This is a genomic window from Flavobacterium agrisoli (genome assembly GCF_016522065.1).
GTDB lineage: Bacteria > Bacteroidota > Bacteroidia > Flavobacteriales > Flavobacteriaceae > Flavobacterium > Flavobacterium agrisoli.
This window is the reverse complement of record NZ_JAEHFV010000003.1, coordinates 264,705-285,796: the sequence shown is the minus strand read 5'-3', so window position 1 is coordinate 285,796 and position 21,092 is coordinate 264,705. Positions and strand designations below refer to the sequence as shown.

General features: G+C 32.3%; 16 protein-coding genes, 1 other RNA gene and 1 CRISPR repeat array. Of the genes, 8 read left to right on the top strand and 9 right to left on the bottom strand.

Features of this window, described 5'->3' with window-relative positions:
• Positions 1-208: 208 nt before the first annotated feature.
• From I5M07_RS09510 to I5M07_RS09500, 3 genes are all read right to left on the bottom strand, one after another.
• Entirely contained in the window at positions 209-874 is a 666-nt protein-coding gene (locus tag I5M07_RS09510; RefSeq protein ID WP_200106207.1) for a response regulator transcription factor, read from the bottom strand.
• A gap of 6 nt (positions 875-880) precedes the next feature.
• A complete protein-coding gene (locus tag I5M07_RS09505; protein ID WP_200106206.1) occupies positions 881-2,530 on the bottom strand; it encodes a tetratricopeptide repeat-containing sensor histidine kinase in 1,650 nt (549 codons plus the stop codon).
• Positions 2,531-2,626: 96 nt separating this feature from the next.
• Positions 2,627-2,836 carry a hypothetical protein gene (locus I5M07_RS09500; protein WP_200106205.1) on the bottom strand — a complete coding sequence of 70 codons (210 nt, stop codon included), beginning with the start codon at positions 2,834-2,836 and terminating at the stop codon, positions 2,627-2,629.
• Positions 2,837-3,168: 332 nt separating this feature from the next.
• On the opposite strand from I5M07_RS09500, the gene I5M07_RS09495 reads away from it, so the two are divergent.
• Positions 3,169-4,050 carry a hypothetical protein gene (locus I5M07_RS09495; RefSeq protein WP_200106204.1) on the top strand — a complete coding sequence of 294 codons (882 nt, stop codon included), beginning with the start codon at positions 3,169-3,171 and terminating at the stop codon, positions 4,048-4,050.
• Between the two features lie 98 nt (positions 4,051-4,148).
• A CRISPR array of direct repeats spans positions 4,149-5,735; the repeat unit is 47 nt; unit sequence GTTGTGAATTGCTTTCAAAAATTGTTATTTTCGTGATTCGTCACAAC.
• 59 nt (positions 5,736-5,794) lie between these two features.
• Here I5M07_RS09495 and cas2 read toward each other — a convergent pair.
• The 3 genes from cas2 to cas9 all read right to left on the bottom strand — a co-directional run bounded on the left by cas2 (position 5,795) and on the right by cas9 (position 11,028).
• Positions 5,795-6,133: a CRISPR-associated endonuclease Cas2 gene (gene cas2, locus I5M07_RS09490; protein WP_200106203.1), complete on the bottom strand. Its 339-nt coding sequence runs from the start codon at positions 6,131-6,133 to the stop codon at positions 5,795-5,797.
• 191 nt (positions 6,134-6,324) lie between these two features.
• Positions 6,325-7,218, bottom strand: coding sequence for a type II CRISPR-associated endonuclease Cas1 (gene cas1 / locus I5M07_RS09485; RefSeq protein WP_200106202.1), 894 nt, complete (start codon positions 7,216-7,218; stop codon positions 6,325-6,327).
• 3 nt (positions 7,219-7,221) lie between these two features.
• Positions 7,222-11,028, bottom strand: coding sequence for a type II CRISPR RNA-guided endonuclease Cas9 (cas9, locus tag I5M07_RS09480; RefSeq protein ID WP_200106201.1), 3,807 nt, complete (start codon positions 11,026-11,028; stop codon positions 7,222-7,224).
• Between the two features lie 781 nt (positions 11,029-11,809).
• On the opposite strand from cas9, the gene I5M07_RS09475 reads away from it, so the two are divergent.
• A complete protein-coding gene (locus I5M07_RS09475) occupies positions 11,810-13,315 on the top strand; it encodes a recombinase family protein (RefSeq protein ID WP_233622007.1) in 1,506 nt (501 codons plus the stop codon).
• Positions 13,316-13,661: 346 nt separating this feature from the next.
• Here I5M07_RS09475 and ssrA read toward each other — a convergent pair.
• Positions 13,662-14,059, bottom strand: a transfer-messenger RNA (tmRNA) gene (ssrA, locus tag I5M07_RS09470).
• Between the two features lie 66 nt (positions 14,060-14,125).
• Complete coding sequence (locus tag I5M07_RS09465; RefSeq protein ID WP_200106200.1) at positions 14,126-15,322, bottom strand: serine hydrolase domain-containing protein; 1,197 nt, start codon at positions 15,320-15,322, stop codon at positions 14,126-14,128.
• 212 nt (positions 15,323-15,534) lie between these two features.
• On the opposite strand from I5M07_RS09465, the gene I5M07_RS09460 reads away from it, so the two are divergent.
• Genes I5M07_RS09460 through I5M07_RS09445 form a run of 4 tightly spaced genes read left to right on the top strand, consistent with a single transcriptional unit; the run spans position 15,535 to position 18,589 of the window.
• Positions 15,535-16,731: an NAD(P)-dependent oxidoreductase gene (locus tag I5M07_RS09460; protein ID WP_200106199.1), complete on the top strand. Its 1,197-nt coding sequence runs from the start codon at positions 15,535-15,537 to the stop codon at positions 16,729-16,731.
• A gap of 52 nt (positions 16,732-16,783) precedes the next feature.
• Positions 16,784-17,131, top strand: coding sequence for a cupin domain-containing protein (locus I5M07_RS09455; RefSeq protein WP_200106197.1), 348 nt, complete (start codon positions 16,784-16,786; stop codon positions 17,129-17,131).
• A 3-nt stretch (positions 17,132-17,134) separates the two neighbouring features.
• Positions 17,135-17,806 carry a 3-keto-disaccharide hydrolase gene (locus I5M07_RS09450; RefSeq protein ID WP_200106195.1) on the top strand — a complete coding sequence of 224 codons (672 nt, stop codon included), beginning with the start codon at positions 17,135-17,137 and terminating at the stop codon, positions 17,804-17,806.
• A gap of 6 nt (positions 17,807-17,812) precedes the next feature.
• Positions 17,813-18,589: an O-methyltransferase gene (locus I5M07_RS09445; RefSeq protein WP_200106193.1), complete on the top strand. Its 777-nt coding sequence runs from the start codon at positions 17,813-17,815 to the stop codon at positions 18,587-18,589.
• Between the two features lie 56 nt (positions 18,590-18,645).
• Here the strand turns inward: I5M07_RS09445 and I5M07_RS09440 are convergent, their stop codons facing one another.
• Positions 18,646-19,296: a DUF6565 domain-containing protein gene (locus tag I5M07_RS09440; protein ID WP_200106191.1), complete on the bottom strand. Its 651-nt coding sequence runs from the start codon at positions 19,294-19,296 to the stop codon at positions 18,646-18,648.
• Positions 19,297-19,609: 313 nt separating this feature from the next.
• On the opposite strand from I5M07_RS09440, the gene I5M07_RS09435 reads away from it, so the two are divergent.
• Positions 19,610-20,296 (top strand): ABC transporter ATP-binding protein, encoded by a 687-nt coding sequence (locus I5M07_RS09435; protein ID WP_200106189.1) that lies wholly within the window; start codon positions 19,610-19,612, stop codon positions 20,294-20,296.
• A gap of 106 nt (positions 20,297-20,402) precedes the next feature.
• Complete coding sequence (locus I5M07_RS09430) at positions 20,403-20,972, top strand: cob(I)yrinic acid a,c-diamide adenosyltransferase (RefSeq protein ID WP_200106187.1); 570 nt, start codon at positions 20,403-20,405, stop codon at positions 20,970-20,972.
• Positions 20,973-21,092: the final 120 nt, after the last annotated feature.

Genomic DNA, 21,092 nt, shown 5'->3' with positions numbered 1-21,092 from the left:
TTTCAATTAATAACAATGAGTCTTATTGAAAGGATTACATTTTTATGGTGTTAATTGCATTAATTACTAATAAATACACCTTTACCACTAAAATTCAAATTTAAATGGTTATCTCAATTCTATTTTACGGTTTGCCGTAATGCAATAAAATTATTTCAGTAAAAAAAGCACTCATTTACGAGTGCTTTTAATTGAAGTTTATATTTATTTAAATTATACCTAAATCTTTTGCAATAGCAACCAAATGAATGGTGTTATTAGCCTTAAGACAATCTTTAAGTTTCGCTATCCTTTTTTCAACGGTGCTTTTACTATTGGGGGTAATTCCTTCACTCTTCAGTGTGGCTTCCATAGCTTCTTGGGCGATACCATTGGACAGATAACCTAATAATTTAATATCAAAATCATCGATTACATTGGGCGAATTTTCCTTTAAGACATGCTCTACCTCAGGAGAAATAAAAGTAGTATTATCATATACTTTTTTAATTGCAACTCTTAATTCCTCTATACTACGTCTTCCTTTCAATACAAAACCATCCACTGCATATCGCTCAAATAAAGCCTTTATACGAAATGATTTATCTTCAATAGAAAATGCAATAATCTTTATCGAAGTATTCAGCTTTTTTGTAACAGCTATAAGTTCTTCCCCTGAAGCCAAAACACTGTTTTTATAATCGCTTTTAAATGACAAATCGGTAATCAATAACTCATAGGGTTCACCATCATGTATTCCTTTTTTAATCTTTAAAATAGCATCATCACAATATTTCGCATATTCAATTGTTGTAATTCCAAGTTCTTTCATCACTTGGACTACTGCTATATCATTCAAATCAACATCATCTGCAACTAAAGCTTTTTTATACATACGCTTTTATTTAGGTATTGAAAAATTAAAACGGAATCCTTTTCCTTCATTGGAGCCAAAAGTAAAGGTTCCTTTTACAGTTTGAATACGGTTTTCCACATTCTTCAATCCATTTTTTTTGGGTTCTTTATTTGCAATACCTTTTCCATTATCAGAATAAAAGATCTCAATTAATTTTCCATTATCTTTAAAACCTACTACCACTATTTCTGCATTACTATGTTTTTTCATATTCACCATTAATTCTTGCAAAACACGATAAATAGTAATCTTACTTCGTTTATTAACTCCGTCCCAATTGATTTGATCATTGTCCCTAAAAACCACATTTATACTTTCATTTCCATAATCTCCAATCATCTGTTTTAATTCCATTTTAAAGCTAGAACCTGTATCAATATCAGCCATTTCTCTAGAGAGGTTTCTTGCCTTATTATAAATATGATCGAGCTTATTTAATAACTTATCCTCTTGTAGATTAATCTCTCCTGAAAGTTGCACATAGGAAATGGTTTGAAACACATCATTTGCTAATTCATCATGCAATTGCTTTGATATTCGTGTTTCTGTTTCATAGATAGCTTTTACTTTTTCTTTTTGATTTCTACGTTTGAAATATACTATGATATAAAATAAGCCTAAACCAAATAAAACAGTACCTATGGCAAAACCTAATCGCTCCGTTTTAGCACGCTCTAATTTAAGTAAATTTGAAGCCTTTTCTAACTTTAGCTGTTGATTTTCTTCCTTCTCTTTTTGAGAATCATACCTGATTTTAGCAAATTGGTTTTTTGCGCTATTGCGTACTTTTTGAATACTATCACTAAGATTCAAATACTGCTTAACATAAATTGATTGCGTTCCATTTTCCATCAGTATCGATAACGATTCTAATCTTTCATCTACACTTTTATAAACGGTTGCATTACTATAGGCTTTTAAAGCCCAGCCATTTGACTTTTGAAGATTTTCTACTTGATAAAATTTAGCTAAATGCAGGTAACTTTCTATCAAATCGTATCCATAATGTATACTTTCTTTTCTGATTTCGAGGGCTAAATCAAGATTTAAAATAGCTTCTTTTCTGTTTCCTGCTTTAAAATAGGCGTAGCCCAAATTATCTAAAATTTTAGCTTTTTTTAATATAAGCACACTATCATTTAAAACTTCTGATTTTAAAATACTTTCTAAGATTTGAATTGCCTTAGAAGGTCGGTTCATTTCGATGTAAACCGTTGCCATATTATTCAGTGGAGAAATTCTGTCTACCTCATTTTTAGCATTTTTTAATGTTAATTTATAATACTTAATTGCATCATTATAATACCCATGCTCTTTTGCAATTATACCTAGTAAATTATTTATCGGTGATTGGTAATTTATATTATCAAAACCCAAAAGTTCAGTTAACGTCTCCTCGCTACCAATATAATCTCCTGATGTTTGTTGGGATACCGCCATTTGATACAGACAATATTCAACATTAGCCGTATCTTTAGAAATAGTATAGAATTCCTTAGCTTTATTAAAATAAATAAAGGCTTTACCATGCTGACCACTAGAAAAATTTCTAATAGCTTTCTCTCTTAAAATATTTGCCTTTTGTTTATAGACTGCCAATTGAGATTTTTTTTCAAAATCTCTATTACATGACATTAATATTAAAATCAATAATAAAACCAAAAACGGGGAACGTATCATAAAGCTACTTTCCCCGAAAATAATAATAATTTACTAACCTCGTATTTTTTATTAATTTTTTGTTGGTGGTGGTGGAACAATAATAATATCATCTCCAGGACCATCTCCTTCTGAAACTTTTATATCCAATGGAGCATTTTGTTGTTCCACAGTCATACCTTGAATTGAACTTCCATCGCCTTGTTCTATTTCATCTGTTGAACAAGAAACCATAACTATTCCACATATTGCGATAAGGGCAGCTAAAACTTTTTTTTTCATCTTACTTTCTTATTTAAAATTTAGACATAGGTATTGCCTGCCAGTCTATATCTGGATTTTAGAAAGGACAATACATTTACATTGGGAAGTGTAATGTTGCCTAAACCACCAAGGAAGAATTATACTTCCCGAACAATTTTCCAAAGTGATTTTGGACAACACTTTATAGAACTAGTTTTGTACATTTGTCCGTATCGCGAAATCGAACAAGAACTAATTCTGAGGCAAAGTAAAAGCCTTTGTCACAAGACTTTTATACGGAATTCCGGTAATTCCTGCTATTCCAAAGGAATCCGAAAAAATCCGAAAAAATCCGAAAATCAAAAGTGCGTATGATAAACAATACTCTTAACGATTACAAAAAAACTATACGAGAGAAATTTGAGTTGGAGAAAAATGGCAGTCATGCCGATACGTTTCTAAGTCTTTCAAGAGCCAAATTGCGAAAACTTTGCTTTGAACTTTTTCAAAACATCTCCAATACCGATGACCTCAAAATATTTGAAACTTTCCTTGGTTTCCCCTTCACCCTAGACTGTAAAAAGAAACTAAATGATGAAACTGATAAGTTCCGTCCTATTGAAAAGTTTCTAAAAGGAGAAAGTGATCCGACTGATATCACCACTTTAAATATGGCAGCTATCTTGGTTGATTCTACTCCTAGACCTTATTTGAAATTTTCAAAGACTCCAAAAGTGTTCACAAAACCGGAGAACATAGTAATTGATACAATAATAGACAACAATGCAGAAATTCCAGAGACTCTAAAAAAATGGAAAGAGACTTCTAGGAAGATTAAAATCGAAAAAGAAAGCTCAGGAAAAGACAAAAAGAAATTGAAATTAATTATAATGGTTAGTATCATTATTTTCATCATAGTAAGCCTTGCATTTATCTATTTACCAAAAAAAAGATGCATGGAATGGCAAGAAGATCATTATGAAATTGTAGATTGTCAATTAGAAAACAATGGTTTAGTACGAGTACCTTATGATCAATCACAAATTGACCTCAGAAGAATATGGCCCTGTGATACTACCACTTTTTTTAAAGATGGAAAAGCAATTTTATGGTACTGCAAATCTGGAAAAGAAATAGAACTTTACAACAAACCTGGATTTGACCCTGTTTTTGACAAACCTCTAAAAGCGGTTACGCATTATATTTTAACTACCCATTTTAGTCATTTGAATAACCCTCAAGCTACAAATTAACACAAGTCAAATTCAATTATCGTTAAAATGATTCTTCTAAAAATTGTTATTTTCGTGATTCGTCACAACAATACGACGTTATCTTCATCGATGGCGATGTTGTGAATTGCTTTCAAAAATTGTTATTTTCGTGATTCGTCACAACTGAATTGCAGTCCTTTATTCACCCAGAAGCGTTGTGAATTGCTTTCAAAAATTGTTATTTTCGTGATTCGTCACAACCTACCGTAACGGTAGCCGTAGGATCATTAAGTTGTGAATTGCTTTCAAAAATTGTTATTTTCGTGATTCGTCACAACCCGGATTACCATCGTGCAAAATTTTTCCTTGTTGTGAATTGCTTTCAAAAATTGTTATTTTCGTGATTCGTCACAACGTGATCGAAAGCGTGCAAGTAATGCTGGTAGTTGTGAATTGCTTTCAAAAATTGTTATTTTCGTGATTCGTCACAACCACAGAATTAGGACACACAGGTACTGAACGGTTGTGAATTGCTTTCAAAAATTGTTATTTTCGTGATTCGTCACAACATATAAACAAAATCAAATAAGAAAAAGTACGTTGTGAATTGCTTTCAAAAATTGTTATTTTCGTGATTCGTCACAACTATCAAAGGTTTGGGTACAAGCGTCGCACAGTTGTGAATTGCTTTCAAAAATTGTTATTTTCGTGATTCGTCACAACGAAGTGGTAATTTAGTATCAAAAGATATTCGTTGTGAATTGCTTTCAAAAATTGTTATTTTCGTGATTCGTCACAACCTACTTCCGTTTTATCATAATAATTATCCTGTTGTGAATTGCTTTCAAAAATTGTTATTTTCGTGATTCGTCACAACCTGTTGTGAATTTGAAAGATCCTATTTACAGTTGTGAATTGCTTTCAAAAATTGTTATTTTCGTGATTCGTCACAACAGCCAAAAATATTGTAAATGGTAAATTGCTGTTGTGAATTGCTTTCAAAAATTGTTATTTTCGTGATTCGTCACAACATTTGAAGTTTTCATCATCACGAAGTGTTTGTTGTGAATTGCTTTCAAAAATTGTTATTTTCGTGATTCGTCACAACCGTTGGACGCAATAAAAGAGGCTTTTTTGAGTTGTGAATTGCTTTCAAAAATTGTTATTTTCGTGATTCGTCACAACATTTGAATAAAACAACAAAGAGAGTATAAAGTTGTGAATTGCTTTCAAAAATTGTTATTTTCGTGATTCGTCACAACTTTAAAGGTATTGAAACGATACCCGACTATGTTGTGAATTGCTTTCAAAAATTGTTATTTTCGTGATTCGTCACAACTTTTCGGGTTTGTAAGGCCTTGAAGCCCTCGTTGTGAATTGCTTTCAAAAATTGTTATTTTCGTGATTCGTCACAACGCAGAGGAGCTAGCTTCGGCTAATACAGAAGTTGTGAATTGCTTTCAAAAATTGTTATTTTCGTGATTCGTCACAACCTCCTTCATTAACTACATCACCAAATAATAGTTGTGAATTGCTTTCAAAAATTGTTATTTTCGTGATTCGTCACAACCGGTAATGGTAGTAGCCCAATTTTTAGCCAGTTGTGAATTGCTTTCAAAAATTGTTATTTTCGTGATTCGTCACAACAACGGAACTTTTATAAAGGATTAGAGTTATGTTGTGAATTGCTTTCAAAAATTGTTATTTTCGTGATTCGTCACAACCTCAAAAAGCAATCCCTTGTATTTAAAGGGATTGCTTTTTGTTTTTAGGAATGTAAAATTTAAAATAATTCAAGCTGTTGGGAGGTTGGTCGTGGTTCTTCTTTATTTCTAGCAAAAAAGATTTCAATGTCCCCAAACTGTTTATCGGTTATGCACATTATGGCTACTTTACCAGCTTTGGGCAGCATTTGCTTTACTCTTTTAATATGTACCTCTGCATTTTCACGACTAGGACAATGGCGAACATACATGGAGAATTGAAAAAGCGTAAAGCCATCATCCAAAAGTCCTTTGCGAAATTTATTGGCATCACGCATATTGGTTTTGGTCTCGGTAGGAAGATCATAGAATACTAAAACCCACATAATTCGATAAGCGTTAAACCTTTCGGCATCCATGGAAATATTTTTAATTCATGTAATACAAAACTTTAAAAAAAGTCTTTGATGATGTAATTCTTAAGCTTTTGATTTACCGAAAAAGTTCTCGATTAGCTTCGCTCCACTCGGCGTAAGCCTCGGGGCATTTTCCTTCCAGTCGTTATAGAAAAAAACTCGAACTCACGTTTCAGATTTTAAAAACGTTTTCACTAAATCAATTCCGGGTAAGAGATGAGTCTTTTTTCCCCAGTGTAGCATTTATACAATGATGAAGCAGTCATTTTTACAGCTATCAACAATGGTCGTGTTTTATCATCAATTTTTACATCCCTTGTTGCAATTTGTAAAATATGCGCTTTAAATTCTTTTGTTAGTTCTTCTGTATTCGGATTCATTTCCAGCCATTGCATTACAAGCAAATCAATAAATGGACGATAAGGTTCCATTAAATCATCGGCTAAGCAGTATGGATTGTATTTATTTTTATGAAAAATTCCAAGTACCGGTAACAGTCCGGTTTCTACAATGGCTCGTGCGACAATACTTCTGAGTACTGCATAACCGAAATTAAAAAACGGATTGGGAGAATCGCCATAACGCTGCCTCAGAAAATCCAGGCTGATGAGGTGTTTCCAATAATGTTGGGCTGCAATTCCTTCCATGTTGGTCACATCGCCACTTTTTACATTTTTTTGATATTCCAGCATCGGATCAAAATAGTTTCCTAATCGCAGTAAGACTTCTTTTTGATTCTCAATTTTGCACTCAACAGTCTGTTTCCAAAGTTGTTTTTTCAAGGGTTCGCTGGCTTCCAATTGGTCTTTTACTCTTTCAGAATGTTCAGTATGACCATATAATGGCAACATAATACCGTGTGGCAGATGATGCGCATCACAACTGATCATCACCACATTATTTCCCATCATCTTTTGGAGCAATTGATGGGAAACAGTAATCTGAAAATGATCCAACATCAGTAATCCTAAATCTTCAATAGGGACTTTTCCTTTCACTTCGTTAGTTGAAGCATCAACTATGTACATTTGTTCATCTTTGAGCTTGAGATAAGCGGGATTGCCGATGTATATGGAGCGGGTTATCATATGTTAGAATTCTCCTATTTTTGTCATTTCACCTAAATGATTTAATTTGACTTTCACCGGATACATATCCATTAATCCTTTTAAACTTAATCTAAAATATCTCTTACTCTCTTTTGCTCCTTCTGTTTTCTTTAATTCTGTATTTTTGGTTTCCAAATGATGTCTAAAGAAATAATCCCCATCAGTAATACTCCAAACTAAATACAGATGTTTACTTAAGGTCGATTTATCATTATTTCTAATAGCATCATTAAATTCATCTTGAGTTAAACCAAGAATAAACATCTCATTTTGTTGCATACTGAATTCTAAGGTTAAGCCATCTTCAGGCAACAAACTTAAAAATGATTGAGGTAATTCTCTTTCAGAAATATTATTCCATAAATCTGTAGTATTTTTAACAATTACAGGAAGGTTATTCTTTTTTCTCTCTACCGCATTCCAAAATGTACAAGAATGTTGAATTTGTTTGCCTTCTTTGTTTCTATAAATTGCGATATGATGATTATTTCCTTGTACAACGAAACCTATCTCTTTTCCATTTTCGTCTTTTTTAATTGGCTGTAATGAATTAGCATCCGGACGAGCAAACAATCTAACAGTTTTAATGGGAATTTGTTTTTTTTCATTAAACCACAAAATATCTTTAAAAGCCTCTTTTTCTTTATTTCCAAATTGTTTTAGTCGCTCTTTTACTAATTCTTTTACTTTTTCATCTACAATATCTCCGACTTGTTTTGAAGAAAGTGACAGTAAATCATATTTCTTAACCGTTACATCTTTATAACAAGAAGCTTTTTCTAAAACCACCTCTTTACTTTCATCTAAAAAGATTGGATCTTTTTTTATAGAAGCCAGAGCTCTCTTTATATTATTATCATTTTGAATTAATCTTTCATTGATTAATTTCCTTATCTTTTGATGAACAATTTTCTCAGGGTTTTCAAACAAATATTTAATAGGTTTATCGAAATCCTCAACTTTAATTTTACCATAGACAGAATCTTCATGTAAAGCTCCCCTTGGTACAATTACACCTTTATCATTATTAATTCCTTTTGCCTTCAATTTTGATGTTGTTGCAACTTTCTTTCCTGCTTTAAATGATATTAAAATTTTATCTGCCTCTTTTTCAACTTCAGAAGTCGTGAAAGGTTTTTGATTGATAAGATATTTGTCAAGAAGTGTTAGCTTTTCGCTATATTGAGTTTTTGCATCTTCAACTTCTTTCAGCATTTCATTTCTAACATAACTTGCATTTAATGTATTTATTCTTTGAATATATCCTTGCTGAGTACAAGCAATTACCAATGCATCTACAGCGTGATGTCTATGATCGTCTCGCTTAGTCCAATTGGTAATCTCTTCTTTTCTATGTTTTCTTTTTCCATGTTCGCTAGTCCATTCTTTCATTTCAGTTTGTCCGAGTTTTCGATATTTTGACATTTGAAGATTCATCAAAACATCATCCCACCCCCAAACTTTTCTTAATCTAGCGGTTACTGTACCTTCTGTAACAGTCACTTTGTGACAAATCTCATCTAGAATTTGCTTTGATTTTCTAGCGATATATTGAGATTCTCTTAATTGTCTATCGATAAAACTTTCCCAAAGTTTCTTATCAGCATCTGTTTCTTTTTTAAGTTTTTTACGCTCTTGATATTCAATAAATGAAACTTTTAAGCGTTGCATCTTTCCATAAGACAATACTCCTCTTGCAAACCAATCATCAACCCGCTGTAGATATTCGTTTAGTTTAACATCGCCTTTTTGAGCGATGTAATCATATGCTGTTTTATCTAATTTATTAGAATTACAATTTCGGTGAACTAAGACTTTATTGGTTTGAGAATCATCAAACAATAATGCCTTTGGTACAATATGGTCTATATCAAAATTATCTCCTCTTAAAGCTTCAGTTAAATTAAAAGTTTCTCCACAATAGATACATTGATTTACGACATCTGCTTCTTTCCACTTTTTATCTTTCGTAGGAAATATGAATTTATATTTATGTATATACTTTTTTGTCGCAGGTAGCCCCATTGCTTCCAATCGGGTTGCTATTAAATCATTTTGTTTTTTATTATTTATATTTGATTTATCTGCTGCATCACGCTCATCTTTACTTTGCTTTAATTCTCTGGCAAGTTCTAATCTTATTTCGTGAGGTTTTCCGTGAGCGTCAATAATGGCATTAACAACATTAATCATTTGATTGATGATTTTCTCAACTATTGGCTGTCGAAGACTATTCTTAGGTAATAATTCGAGTTTATCTTTAACTTCCCTTTCTAAGTTTTCTTGTTTAGTTAAACTATTAGAATGATTGTAACCAGCCAAACTGCACGATTGAGAATAATCAAACCCCTCCATCAAATAAGGTAGTATTTTACGAATTGCTTTGGTTGATTTATTCCCAAAGGCTTGTTTGTTAAAATCAATTCTGGAAAGTTTTTCAGCAATTTCTTCATCAAATGAAAAACGTTTCATCAAGGCACTTTTACATTCATCCATATCCTTTATAGAATATATGGTATGCCATAATTGAAATAAAGGTTCACTTTCAAAAGAAGAAGCAACAATCAATCTATTGCGCTCTTCTAAAATTTCTCCGGTTTTTTTATCTACCAAAAGAGCTTGCTCATTAGGTTCTATTATTTGAGTTTTAAATCTTAACAGCTCACTTTCACCTATTATTTTATGAATCTCCTGAAAAGTAGTATTTCCTTGGATGCCTTTTAAGATTTGCTTATTAGCATAAACATCATCTTTTTTAAGGTTTAGAATTTTGATTAATTCAGTAAAAGAAAGCTGTGCATTTACTGAAAGATAGTCTGCAATCTGCTTCTTTTCTTCAATAGTTGGGAACTTATCCCCCCATTTAAATTTACTACCCTCAGGATTTTTAACCTTTAGTGATATATTATTTACCGTCTCCCATATTTTACATAACTGAAAAATCGGAGAAGCTTTTGGAGCTACTTTTGGACCTACAAAAACTGTTTTTTCCTTATCAGTTGTTTTATTTTGTATTACTTTATCAAAACCTTCAAATTCACATACACTTACAAGTCCTTTCTGAGATTTTAATTTTCTTTGATAATAGATAATTTCATTTTTTAATCTGTCAACTACTTCATCTGTCAAAAATGTATGATGCTGTTTTTGAGTATTAATAATTGTTTCAAATTCTTCAATATAAGCTTCTCTAGGATAAACTTGCTCCTTAACTCTGTAATAAGAGTTATTTGAAAATGCAGTAGAAAGTTCTTTGTAAAAATGTTGACCAATAGTTTGATTAGCATCTTTGAGTTGTGCATATCTACCCTTAACTTCTGCTACATAATCTGTATCTTTTTTATCAGCATTCGCTTCACTTCTTGCAGATTTATACCCTCGTTTTTGATTGAGCATGTATAAAATCCTTCCTAATTGTTTAGCATCAATTGGTTCTGAAGTTGCATCACTACGCAATTTCCACAAATCTAACATTGGGAGATTTAGTAATTCTTTATCAGGATATATATCAAATTTTTCTAATTCTTTTTTTAGGCTATACTTAAAATCATCACTTTTTTTAAGTTGTTTACGATCGTAACCCTTTCTTTGAGTTCTTGTTTTAGTTCTATCCTGATTTTTTGTAATGGATTGTCCCTTTTCGAATTGAGTTCGATCGTCTGTAGAAAGAGGAATGATGCGAGAACCCATTCTTATTATTCTTACAGGTTTATAAGTAAACTCATCAACTTCTATTAAAGCCCAACCGATACTGCTTATACCTAAATCTAATCCTAATATTGTAATCATTTAAATTGCTTTTCGATAGTTGATATAAACATACAATTTTATTTTTTGAAACATTTGAGGAAAACCGTAATTACGGTATAAAAAAAAGTAGTAATATTGTATTACAATTTTTGAAAGCAATTCACAATAAGGATTATTCCGTTGTGAAAACATTTAGTGCCTCGACTACCTTCGGGGCTTTTTTGTGGCCCTTAAAAGAATAATATTTTCTATCAATTGCATTGCTAAAACGATTTAAAATATAACCTTAACCGCTTGGTCTTCATCTTAGCCCAAATCCTTTAGAATCATTCTTACTCTTTGGAGATTCAGAAACAATTAGAAAAACTCCTTCCTTCAACGTTGAAACCGACCGGACAATAACCTCATTTAATTTCTTTTTTGAAGTGACTCTCCATAATCCATTTGAAATTCAAAAAGTTTCTTATCTGGAATTGGTTTTTATAAAAGTCTTATTGGAATTTCAGGTAGAGAAATGAATTTATAGGTTTTATAAAAAATGAAAACAATCCTAAAATACAAATTATAGAGGTAAAATAGGGAGATTTTTTTAATTTTTAAAGTTTTATATTAAAGATTAAATGATTATTCTTTGTCAAATTTATATTAACTAAACTTATAAAGAACACTATAAGCAATAGTATTAATACAAGCTAAGGAAGAATTTGATGTTAACTTTAGGCAATTATATTCAAATCTTTTATTCTTTATTACGTTCTATTTGATAACAGTTGAAATATTTTTTCAATTAAATATTTCATCTGCTTAAGAGTATTCGTTAATGAATAAATCAGATACATTAAGTAATATGAAATCAGCCTATTTATACGTTCGTGTAAGTACAGACGAACAAAAAAGAAAAGGTTACTCTTTGCCGGAGCAGGAAGACAGACTATTGAAATATTGTAAATACTATAATATCGAAGTCAAAGGAATTTATCGCGAAGATTATTCTGCGAAGAATTTCAATAGACCAGAATGGAATCGATTATTTTCAGAAATTAAAAAGAAATCATCAGGAGAAGATAAAAATATTCTTTTTATCAAATGGGATAGATTCAGCCGTAATATTGAATACGCTTACGAAATGATTGGAAAGCTTCGGAAATACAAGACAACTGCAAAAGCTATTGACCAGCCAATTGATTTCTCTGTGCCAGAAAGCACAGTTATGTTGGCTGTATATTTGGCTGTACCAGAAGCAGAAAATGCAAGGAGAGCGCAAAATACTTCGAACGGTATTCGTCGAGCAAAGCTAATGGGGAGATATCCTAGTAAGGCACCTTTAGGATTTATCAATTTGATATCAATAGACGGCAAAAAAGGCATCGCTCCTAAGGAGCCTGAAGCAGAAATTATAAAATGGATTTTTAAGCAGGTTGCGAAAAATGATCATAAAATATCTGAAATCATGAAAATAGCTAAAGATAAAGGATTGTTATGTTCACGATCACACTTTTTCAGGATTTTGCATAATTCAGTTTATTGCGGGCTTATACCGGTCAAACTTGACTCTGGTGAAGAGCAAGTGATAAAAGGATTACATGAACCATTGATATCTGAGGCTTTATTTAATCAGGTCCAGTCTGTTATTAATACTAAAAGAAAAATCACTTCTAAAAATTATGATTTGCAATCAATGTTTTTTCTTAAGGGGTTTATAATCTGTCCAGTTTGTGATCGAAAACTTCTCGGAAGTTTTTCAGCAGGGAGATTAAAAAAATATCCATATTACCATTGTCGCAATCGCTGTAAAACAAGAATAAATGCAATTTTTCTTAATGATTGCTATCAAAAGAAACTTCAACAATTGATGCTCTCAAATAATACAATTGAATTATTTAAAAATATTTTGGAAGACCAGAATATAAAGACACAGAAAGCAAGTTATTTATCTGCAAAGAAAGTATTAGAGAGAAAAATAAATGACGAGAGTTTAACACTCTCTCAAGGCAGAAAATTATTTATTTCCGGAATATTAAAACTCGATGACTACAACGAATTAAAAAAAGAGAATCAAGTGAACACCAAAAATCTTAAAAAGGAAGTACGTGATATTTTAATTAAATTAAAAGCTATTGATAAGAAAAGTCAAATAGAAGAGAAAGCGTTAGTCGCAATCTTTCAAAGATTTTCTGAATTTGAGGTCTCAGACAAAAGACATCTTGTAAATCTTATCCCACCCACTAATGTTGATTATAAAACTGGAGATCTATCTTTAGATTTGAATCAAGCATTTTTAAAAATACTATCAAAAAAAGATAACCGAAAAACTGAAAAAAGATGAACTTTATTGAGAAGAATGTTTCAGTAGAAAAAGCAATTGCTATTCTTTCTAAGAACGGCATTCAGATAAACGAAGATGAAGCCAAAATGATATTGGAATTGTTATATTTAGTATCAAAAAATTACGATAAACCCAGAGAGAAGAAAATACTATATCCTTAACGGGACTTCGAACCATTATTCAGCCCCGATCATATCTCTAATAAAACTGCTTCGAGACTGTTTATCTTAAACAGACTAAGGATTCCTCATGAAAAAATCGAACCTAACACATAAGTCTGTAAAGCCTGAGAAATGTGGACTTATAGGCATAAAAAAAGAGACAACTATTAACTAGTTGTCTCCTTAAGTGGAGTCGCCGGGAATCGAACCCGGGTCCAAACAAGCAACTAAAGAGCTTTCTACACGTTTAGTTCCTGATTGATTCTTCGATGTTGAGCTAGGCCAGAAACCGCCACACAACACTTATCTTCTTAATTTTCGAAAACCACCCGAAGCTCATGGTCATCTAGGTTTATTTTTACGGTTCCCCTTGATGGAACGCCACAAACCAAGGCTTTCCAGGAGAATCCAGCTTCCCTACCTTGTAGAGACGTGGCGCAATCGTACTATAATTCGGATTATGCAGCTAAAGCGTAATTATTTTCGCCGTGTAAAAGTTTGAGATCTTATATTTACGAGCAAGGTCTCAATGCTCGACGTGCTTACTGTTCAATTCGACTCGCTGTCAAAACCAGTCGACCCCTTTTTTGCAAGGGTGCAAACTTACAAAATTTTCATGAATTAATGCGCAAAAATAATACCAGTTTAATTATTCCTCATCGTGAAATCCAAAAGGATAATCTCCAAAAATAGGGACTAACTTCCGAACCGCATAAGTAGTTCTCGTAAATTTATTGGAAAGCGCAATTATGGTTACATTTTCTTTTTGCAAGGTTATATAAGACGACGTGTTACCATGCCACCAACCGTTATGGAAATAAAAGTTTTGACCTGTTTCCCAATTAATCATTCGAATGCCCAATCCGTAATTTTTTCTTCCTTTATGTTCATTACTGTAGCCTACATAAATTTGTTTGCGTAAGTTTTTATTTAAAAATTCAGGCGAATTACGTGCGCGATCAAACTTCAATAAATCACGTGGAGTAGAATAAATATTCTTATCACCGTAAACAGAATCCAAATAATCCCAACCTATTTGCACATTATTACCTTTATAAGAAGGTACAGCTGTTTTTTTATCTTTTTCAAAATCAAAAACATAGGTGTTTTTCATTCCCAAAGGTTTAAAAATCATTTCTTTCATCGCAACAGGATAAGTTAAACCTGTAGTTTTTTCGATAATTAAAGCTAACATCGCATAATTGGTATTGCAATACATAAAACGTGTTCCGGTTTTGTACTCCAAACCAATATCTTTAGTAGCCATAATATTTAAAATATCGGCATTGGTCAATTGGTTATGTCGGTCCCAAATTTCTTTATTCCTATCCGTAAAATATGAATATTGTCGCATTCCACTTCGGTGATTTAACAACATTCTAACCGTAACTTCTGGATAAGGAAAAGTTTTTAAAATGGTATTTACTTTTTGATCCAATTGAATTTTATTAGCATCGACCAATTTTAACACGGCAGTTGCTGTAAGGACTTTACTCACCGAAGCAATGTGCAACGGAGTATCTTTTGTAATATCGGTTTTTTTACTTCTATTGGCATAACCATTGTATTTTTCGAAAATAACTTGCCCATTTTTAGCTACCAAAAAACCGCCATTCATTGTATTATTTGGCCAAAGTTTATTGTAAAAATGTGCAATTCTGGGTTTAACCGAATTGACATAACTAGCAGTAAGTTTTTTTTCGTGTAGCAAAGGCTTCATTTTAGGAAGGGTATCTTCAACTACAACTTTTTCATCAGATTTTTTACTTTTATCTTTACCACAAGATCCTAAAACTAAAAGAAGGAACAGTAAATGTGGTATATTTGTACTTTTAAGAAAATTCATTTTTGTCATGCTTATAATGGCAAATATATCAAATTGAATAAAGATGAACCGGCAGAAAATGTAGTGTAAAAGACTGATTTTAACAATCTAAGTCTACTATATTGTTGTCTATCAGCGCATGTGCTATTTGCTTGTTTTATTTTCTTAAAATAACAACAAAAAATTAACTCAATTTGTTATAAATGTAACAAATTTTAATTCATAAGTTATAAATGAAATTCGGAATTTGTAGAGAACGAAAAAATCCACCTGATAAAAGAGTCGTTTTACCTCCTAATGCAGCTAAAAAAATAATAGAAATGTACCCCAACGTCGAAATTGTTGTGGAACATTCGGATGAGCGAGCCTTCTCAGATGCCGAATATGAAAGTATTTCTATTCCGGTAGTTGAAAATTTACAAAATTGTGATGTCATTTTTGGTGTGAAAGAAATTCCTGTTGACTATTTACTCCCTAATACAGCTTATTTTTTGTTTTCGCATACCATAAAAAAACAACTCCATAACCGTGATTTATTGCGCGCTATTTTGACTAAAAAATGTACATTGTATGATTATGAAACCGTAGTAGATGCTCAAAACAAGCGCTTAATTGGTTTTGGTTATTATGCCGGATTAGTAGGAGCTTATAATGCCATTAGAGCCTTCGGAATTAAATTTGAACTTTTTAAATTACCAAAAGCGGAAACACTAAATTCAAAAGATAATGTAATTTCGGCTTTAAAACGGATAACGCTTCCACCGATAAAAATTGTCATAACCGGGAAAGGACGAGTAGGAAGCGGCGTTCAGGAACTTTTAAAAGCTATTAAAGTAAAAGAAGTTACACCCGAAAATTTCTTGACCAAAAAATACGCGCAGCCAGTGTTTGTTCAACTTAGTTCTTCAGATTATAATACGATTAAAGAAAATCAAAATTCCGAAGAAACTACTTTCCATAACCATCCAGAAGCTTACGAATCTGCTTTTGAATCGTATACTAAAGTTTCGGATATTTACATTACAGCTCATTTTCATCATCCAAAAGCTCCCAAAATTTTAACGCAAGAAATGCTTAAATCAAATGATTGCAACATTCGGGTAATTGCCGATATTTCGTGCGATTTAAAAGGCAGTTTAGAAAGTACTTTACGGATTTCAACTATAAAAGAACCGTACTATGGCTATTTGCCCGCGACTAATTCTGAAGTTGATATTTTTCATCCAGCGGCAATTGTTGTGATGGCAGTCGATAATTTGCCTTGTAGTCTGCCCGTTGACGCCAGCAATGGTTTTGCTGAACAGATTTTAGAACATGTTTTTCCTGCTTTTTTTAATAACGATAAAGATGGTATTTTAGAACGTGCCAAAATTGCAGAAAATGGCAAACTCACACCTCGTTTTGCTTATTTACAAGATTATGTAGAGTGAAAATTAAAGAAACGAACTTGAATCCTTACACAAATAAATCAATCAAATTCTTATGGAAGTCATAAAACACAACGAAAATTTTGAAGCCGTTAATGGCAATATGTCGTTACAACGCAAAATCATACACTTAGAACAATTGATGGTAACTGTAATCGAGATAACAGATGGACCGATGAAAAATCCAGATCCATTTCACAGTCATCCTCACGAGCAAATTTCGTATATCGCGGAAGGTTCTTTGAAATTATTTATTGAAGATAGAGAATATTTACTTCAAAAAGGAGATGTTTTTAAGGTAGCTTCTAATTTAAAACACGCCATTCAAACCCTAACCGAAAAAGTAACTTTAGTGGATGGATTTTCGCCGATTAGAGAAGACTTTCTTAATTTAACGCATTAAATCATGAATTTTAAATCTTTATATGTAGCACTAGCTTGTAGTGCAACCCTTTTGGTCGCGGCTCAAAAAAAAACATGTCTGTTTAATCAGAAAAACTTAAAAGGTTGGTATGCTTACCAAAGTGAAACGGGTAAAAACGAAAAAGCCGATGCTGTTTTTTCTGTTTCCGACAAAATGATTCGCATGTATGGCGCCAATGCAGGTTATTTAATGAGTAATAAAAGTTATGATAATTTTGTTCTTTCGGTTAATTTTCGTTGGAATACTGATACTCAATTTGTTCGAAAATCAGATAAAAAAAACAGTGGTGTGATGTATTGGGTTCCAGAAAATACATCCGATGAATTATGGCCAAAAGGTATTCAATACCAAATAAAAGAAAATGCCACAGGTGATTTTGTTTTTTTGCAAGAAGTAACCGCCACAATCAACGGTGTCCAAAATACACCTGGAAAAAGTGTTGTTTCAAAATTCTTTAAAAATAACGAAAAACCTGCTGGCGAATGGAATACTTTAACTGTAACTTGTTCAGAAGGAAAAATTACACAAATTTTAAACGGTGAAATTGTCAATGAAGCATCGAATGCCTCGGTAAATAAAGGTCGAATTTTATTACAATACGAAGGATATCCTATTGATTTTAAAAACATTACTATTCAAAAATTAAAAAAATAATTGGTAATGTTTTTTCAAATTCGGGCGTATTTACATTTTTTATGGCATTCAAAAAACGAGCATAGTGTGCATTCGCCTTTTGTTTTTTTGCTATTAACCCGATGTTGGTATGACAAAAAGGCGAAACCTGAATATCAAATTCTACAAGAAATTCGAAATTCGGTTTTGCAAAATAAAACTCACATTACGATTACGGATTTTGGAGCAGGTTCTAAAGTTTTTAAAAGCAATACACGCTCCGTTGCTGCTATTGCCAAAAATGCTGGAATTTCTGTTAAAAGAGCGCAATTGTTATTTCGAATAGTACGTTTTTACCAACCCAAAACGATTTTGGAACTTGGTACTTCCCTTGGCTTGGCAACTTCAGCTATGGCTTTAGCCAATTCTTCCTGTAAAGTAACCACTTTGGAAGGATGCCCTGAAACTTCCCAAATAGCGCAAAACCTATTTGATACTTTTCAACTACAAAACATTTCGTTGCACAACACGGCTTTCGAAACTTATTTAAATCAATTACCGCTAGATTCAAAAATCGATATGATTTATTTTGATGGCAACCATTCCGAAAAAGCGACTTTGTTATATTTTGAAAAATTACTTTCCACCGCAACAAATGATTCAGTTTGGATTTTCGATGACATTCATTGGTCGGCCGAAATGGAATCGGCTTGGGAACAAATTAAAAATCATCCGAAAGTTACTGTAACGATTGATAGTTTTCAGTGGGGATTTGTTTTTTTTAGAAGAGAACAATCCAAGCAACATTTTATATTAAGAACGTGAAAAGGCAGCCTTTTACGACTGCCTTTTTACAAACCTAAACTAATCTAACCTATTTTTTATTCTTTAGCATCAGCGTTTTCTTCCGATTTTGCTGTGGTTCTGTTAACCGTATACATTGAAGAAAATTTCACTTTCAAGCCTGCAATTTTACGATTGTCTTCCGAAGTTAATCCTTCTTTTTCAACTGTATTTTTTCGGCTATCCAAAGCTTCATACATCAATTTAATTTCATCCCAATCTTCACGAGAATAAGCATCTTTATTGTTCTCTACCGTATGAACAAAATTTTGATATACTTCGTGAATGTTTTTAGCATTTACCCAATCAAAATTCATATCCTCACCTAAATTACCAGCGCCAAACAATGCATCACGCATTTCCTGTTTTTTGCTAGTGGTATTAAGCGCCACAAATTCCGATTTAAAGGTTTCATATTTTGCCTTTGCCTCATTTACTTTTTCCTCTGCGGCTGTTTTATCTTTTAGATCAGCTAATGCCATTTCGGCCTCGTTCACTCTCATGTCGTAGTTAGACTCTACCGATTCCCAATTTGCTTTCAAATCGGCTGCGGCAACATTTTTCACCGAATCTACATAACTTACATAGTGATCTACTTTTGCTTGTGCTTGCGCTTCTTTTTCATCTTTACAAGAAGTAAAAACCAATCCTGCAAGCGCTATTCCTAAAAATAATTTCGTGTTTTTCATAATTATATCTGATTAATATTACTTGAACAAATATAGTATTTTTTTATTAAAAAATGAATTTTTAATACTTTTTTGATAAATTTTTAAAATAAAAATCAAAAAATAAAACATTTTTATGGTAATTATGCAAAACAAAAAAATAATTATATAAAACTTTTTTGCTCCAAAATACACTCTTTCTTTTTTACTTTATTTTAATACCAATAAAATGATGCATTGTAACAAATATTTAAAAACAGCAACCAATAGAGCCAAAACAAAATCATTTTGTACTTTTAAAAACAAAATCTAAACTTATTTTTCCGATACCAATATGGCAAATCCGTTAATAAAAATTACCGACATAAAAAGAAACTTTACTTTAGGTAACGAAATAGTCTATGTACTAAAAGGAATCGATTTACAAATTAATAAAGGAGAGTATGTTGCTTTGATGGGACCTTCGGGATCTGGAAAATCGACTTTAATGAATTTGCTTGGTTGTTTGGATACGCCCACTTCGGGAAATTACATTTTAAATGGCAAAGATGTAAGTAAAATGCGGGATGACGAATTAGCTGAAATTCGCAACAAAGAAATAGGATTTGTTTTTCAAACTTTTAATTTATTGCCCAGAACTACTGCTTTAGATAATGTTGCATTGCCGATGATTTATGCCGGTTATTCCAAATCGGAACGAAAAGAACGTGCTATCGATGTTCTCAAACAAGTGAATTTGGCCGACCGAATGGACCACCAACCCAACCAACTATCAGGGGGACAGCGGCAGAGGGTTGCTATAGCTCGAGCTTTGGTTAACAAACCTTCTATCATTTTGGCTGATGAACCTACTGGAAATTTAGATTCGAAAACTTCGGTAGAAATTATGGCTCTTTTTGATGAAATTCATGCGCAAGGCAATACTGTTATTTTGGTAACCCACGAAGAAGATATTGCCGAACATGCACACCGCATTATCCGTTTACGAGATGGCGTGATTGAAAGTGATACTATTAAATAAGTTACAAGTTTACAGTAATGTTGTGTGAGTTTAATTAAGTTTTCCATTTTAAGAAATTTTCTTTTTAAAGCTGAGCTACCTCTGAACTCTTTAATCCTAAAAAAAAATGAAAATATATACCAAAACCGGAGACAAAGGCACTACTTCTCTTTTTGGAGGCGATCGGGTAAGCAAAGATCATATTCGTATTGAGAGTTATGGCACGATTGACGAACTTAACTCCTATATAGGCTTGATTCGTGATCAAGAAATTCATTCCTCATATAAAACTGCTTTAATAGAAATTCAAGATCGTTTGTTTACGATTGGTGCTATTTTGGCTACTCCAGCCGAGAAAGAAGTCTTAAAAAACGGTCAATTACGATTGCAAGGTTTAGGAATCTTAAATTCGGATATTGAATTTCTGGAAAAGCAAATTGACAGCATGGAAGAAAATTTGAGTCCGATGACGCATTTTGTATTGCCCGGTGGTCATCAAACGGTGTCATATTGTCATATTACACGCTGTGTTTGTCGCAGAGCCGAACGTTTAACGGTACATTTAAGTCAAATAGAAGCAGTTCCAGAAATCGTAATTCAGTATTTAAACCGACTTTCTGACTATCTTTTTGTGTTGGCACGAAAGTTGACTTTTGACCTCAATGCCGATGAAGTAAAGTGGATTCCAAGAAAATAACATTCTTATGAATTAGCTAAAAAAATAACAAAAAATTAAAACTTTTTGATAAGAACTTCGGTAAATTCGGCCTTTTTAAAACAAAAACGTTCTTAATTTTTTATTTATAAAAATAAACCC

Excerpts from the sequence above, each read along its gene's own strand:
- I5M07_RS09455 (WP_200106197.1), top strand. The coding sequence starts at position 16,784 with ATGGAAGTCATAAAACACAACGAAAATTTTGAAGCCGTTAATGGCAAT.
- I5M07_RS09500 (WP_200106205.1), bottom strand. The coding sequence starts at position 2,836 with ATGAAAAAAAAAGTTTTAGCTGCCCTTATCGCAATATGTGGAATAGTT.
- I5M07_RS09465 (WP_200106200.1), bottom strand. The coding sequence starts at position 15,322 with ATGAATTTTCTTAAAAGTACAAATATACCACATTTACTGTTCCTTCTT.
- cas2 (WP_200106203.1), bottom strand. The coding sequence starts at position 6,133 with ATGGATGCCGAAAGGTTTAACGCTTATCGAATTATGTGGGTTTTAGTA.
- I5M07_RS09505 (WP_200106206.1), bottom strand. The coding sequence starts at position 2,530 with ATGTCATGTAATAGAGATTTTGAAAAAAAATCTCAATTGGCAGTCTAT.
- cas9 (WP_200106201.1), bottom strand. The coding sequence starts at position 11,028 with ATGATTACAATATTAGGATTAGATTTAGGTATAAGCAGTATCGGTTGG.
- cas1 (WP_200106202.1), bottom strand. The coding sequence starts at position 7,218 with ATGATAACCCGCTCCATATACATCGGCAATCCCGCTTATCTCAAGCTC.
- I5M07_RS09495 (WP_200106204.1), top strand. The coding sequence starts at position 3,169 with ATGATAAACAATACTCTTAACGATTACAAAAAAACTATACGAGAGAAA.
- I5M07_RS09450 (WP_200106195.1), top strand. The coding sequence starts at position 17,135 with ATGAATTTTAAATCTTTATATGTAGCACTAGCTTGTAGTGCAACCCTT.
- I5M07_RS09475 (WP_233622007.1), top strand. The coding sequence starts at position 11,810 with ATGAATAAATCAGATACATTAAGTAATATGAAATCAGCCTATTTATAC.
- I5M07_RS09460 (WP_200106199.1), top strand. The coding sequence starts at position 15,535 with ATGAAATTCGGAATTTGTAGAGAACGAAAAAATCCACCTGATAAAAGA.
- I5M07_RS09445 (WP_200106193.1), top strand. The coding sequence starts at position 17,813 with ATGTTTTTTCAAATTCGGGCGTATTTACATTTTTTATGGCATTCAAAA.
- I5M07_RS09430 (WP_200106187.1), top strand. The coding sequence starts at position 20,403 with ATGAAAATATATACCAAAACCGGAGACAAAGGCACTACTTCTCTTTTT.
- I5M07_RS09510 (WP_200106207.1), bottom strand. The coding sequence starts at position 874 with ATGTATAAAAAAGCTTTAGTTGCAGATGATGTTGATTTGAATGATATA.
- I5M07_RS09440 (WP_200106191.1), bottom strand. The coding sequence starts at position 19,296 with ATGAAAAACACGAAATTATTTTTAGGAATAGCGCTTGCAGGATTGGTT.
- I5M07_RS09435 (WP_200106189.1), top strand. The coding sequence starts at position 19,610 with ATGGCAAATCCGTTAATAAAAATTACCGACATAAAAAGAAACTTTACT.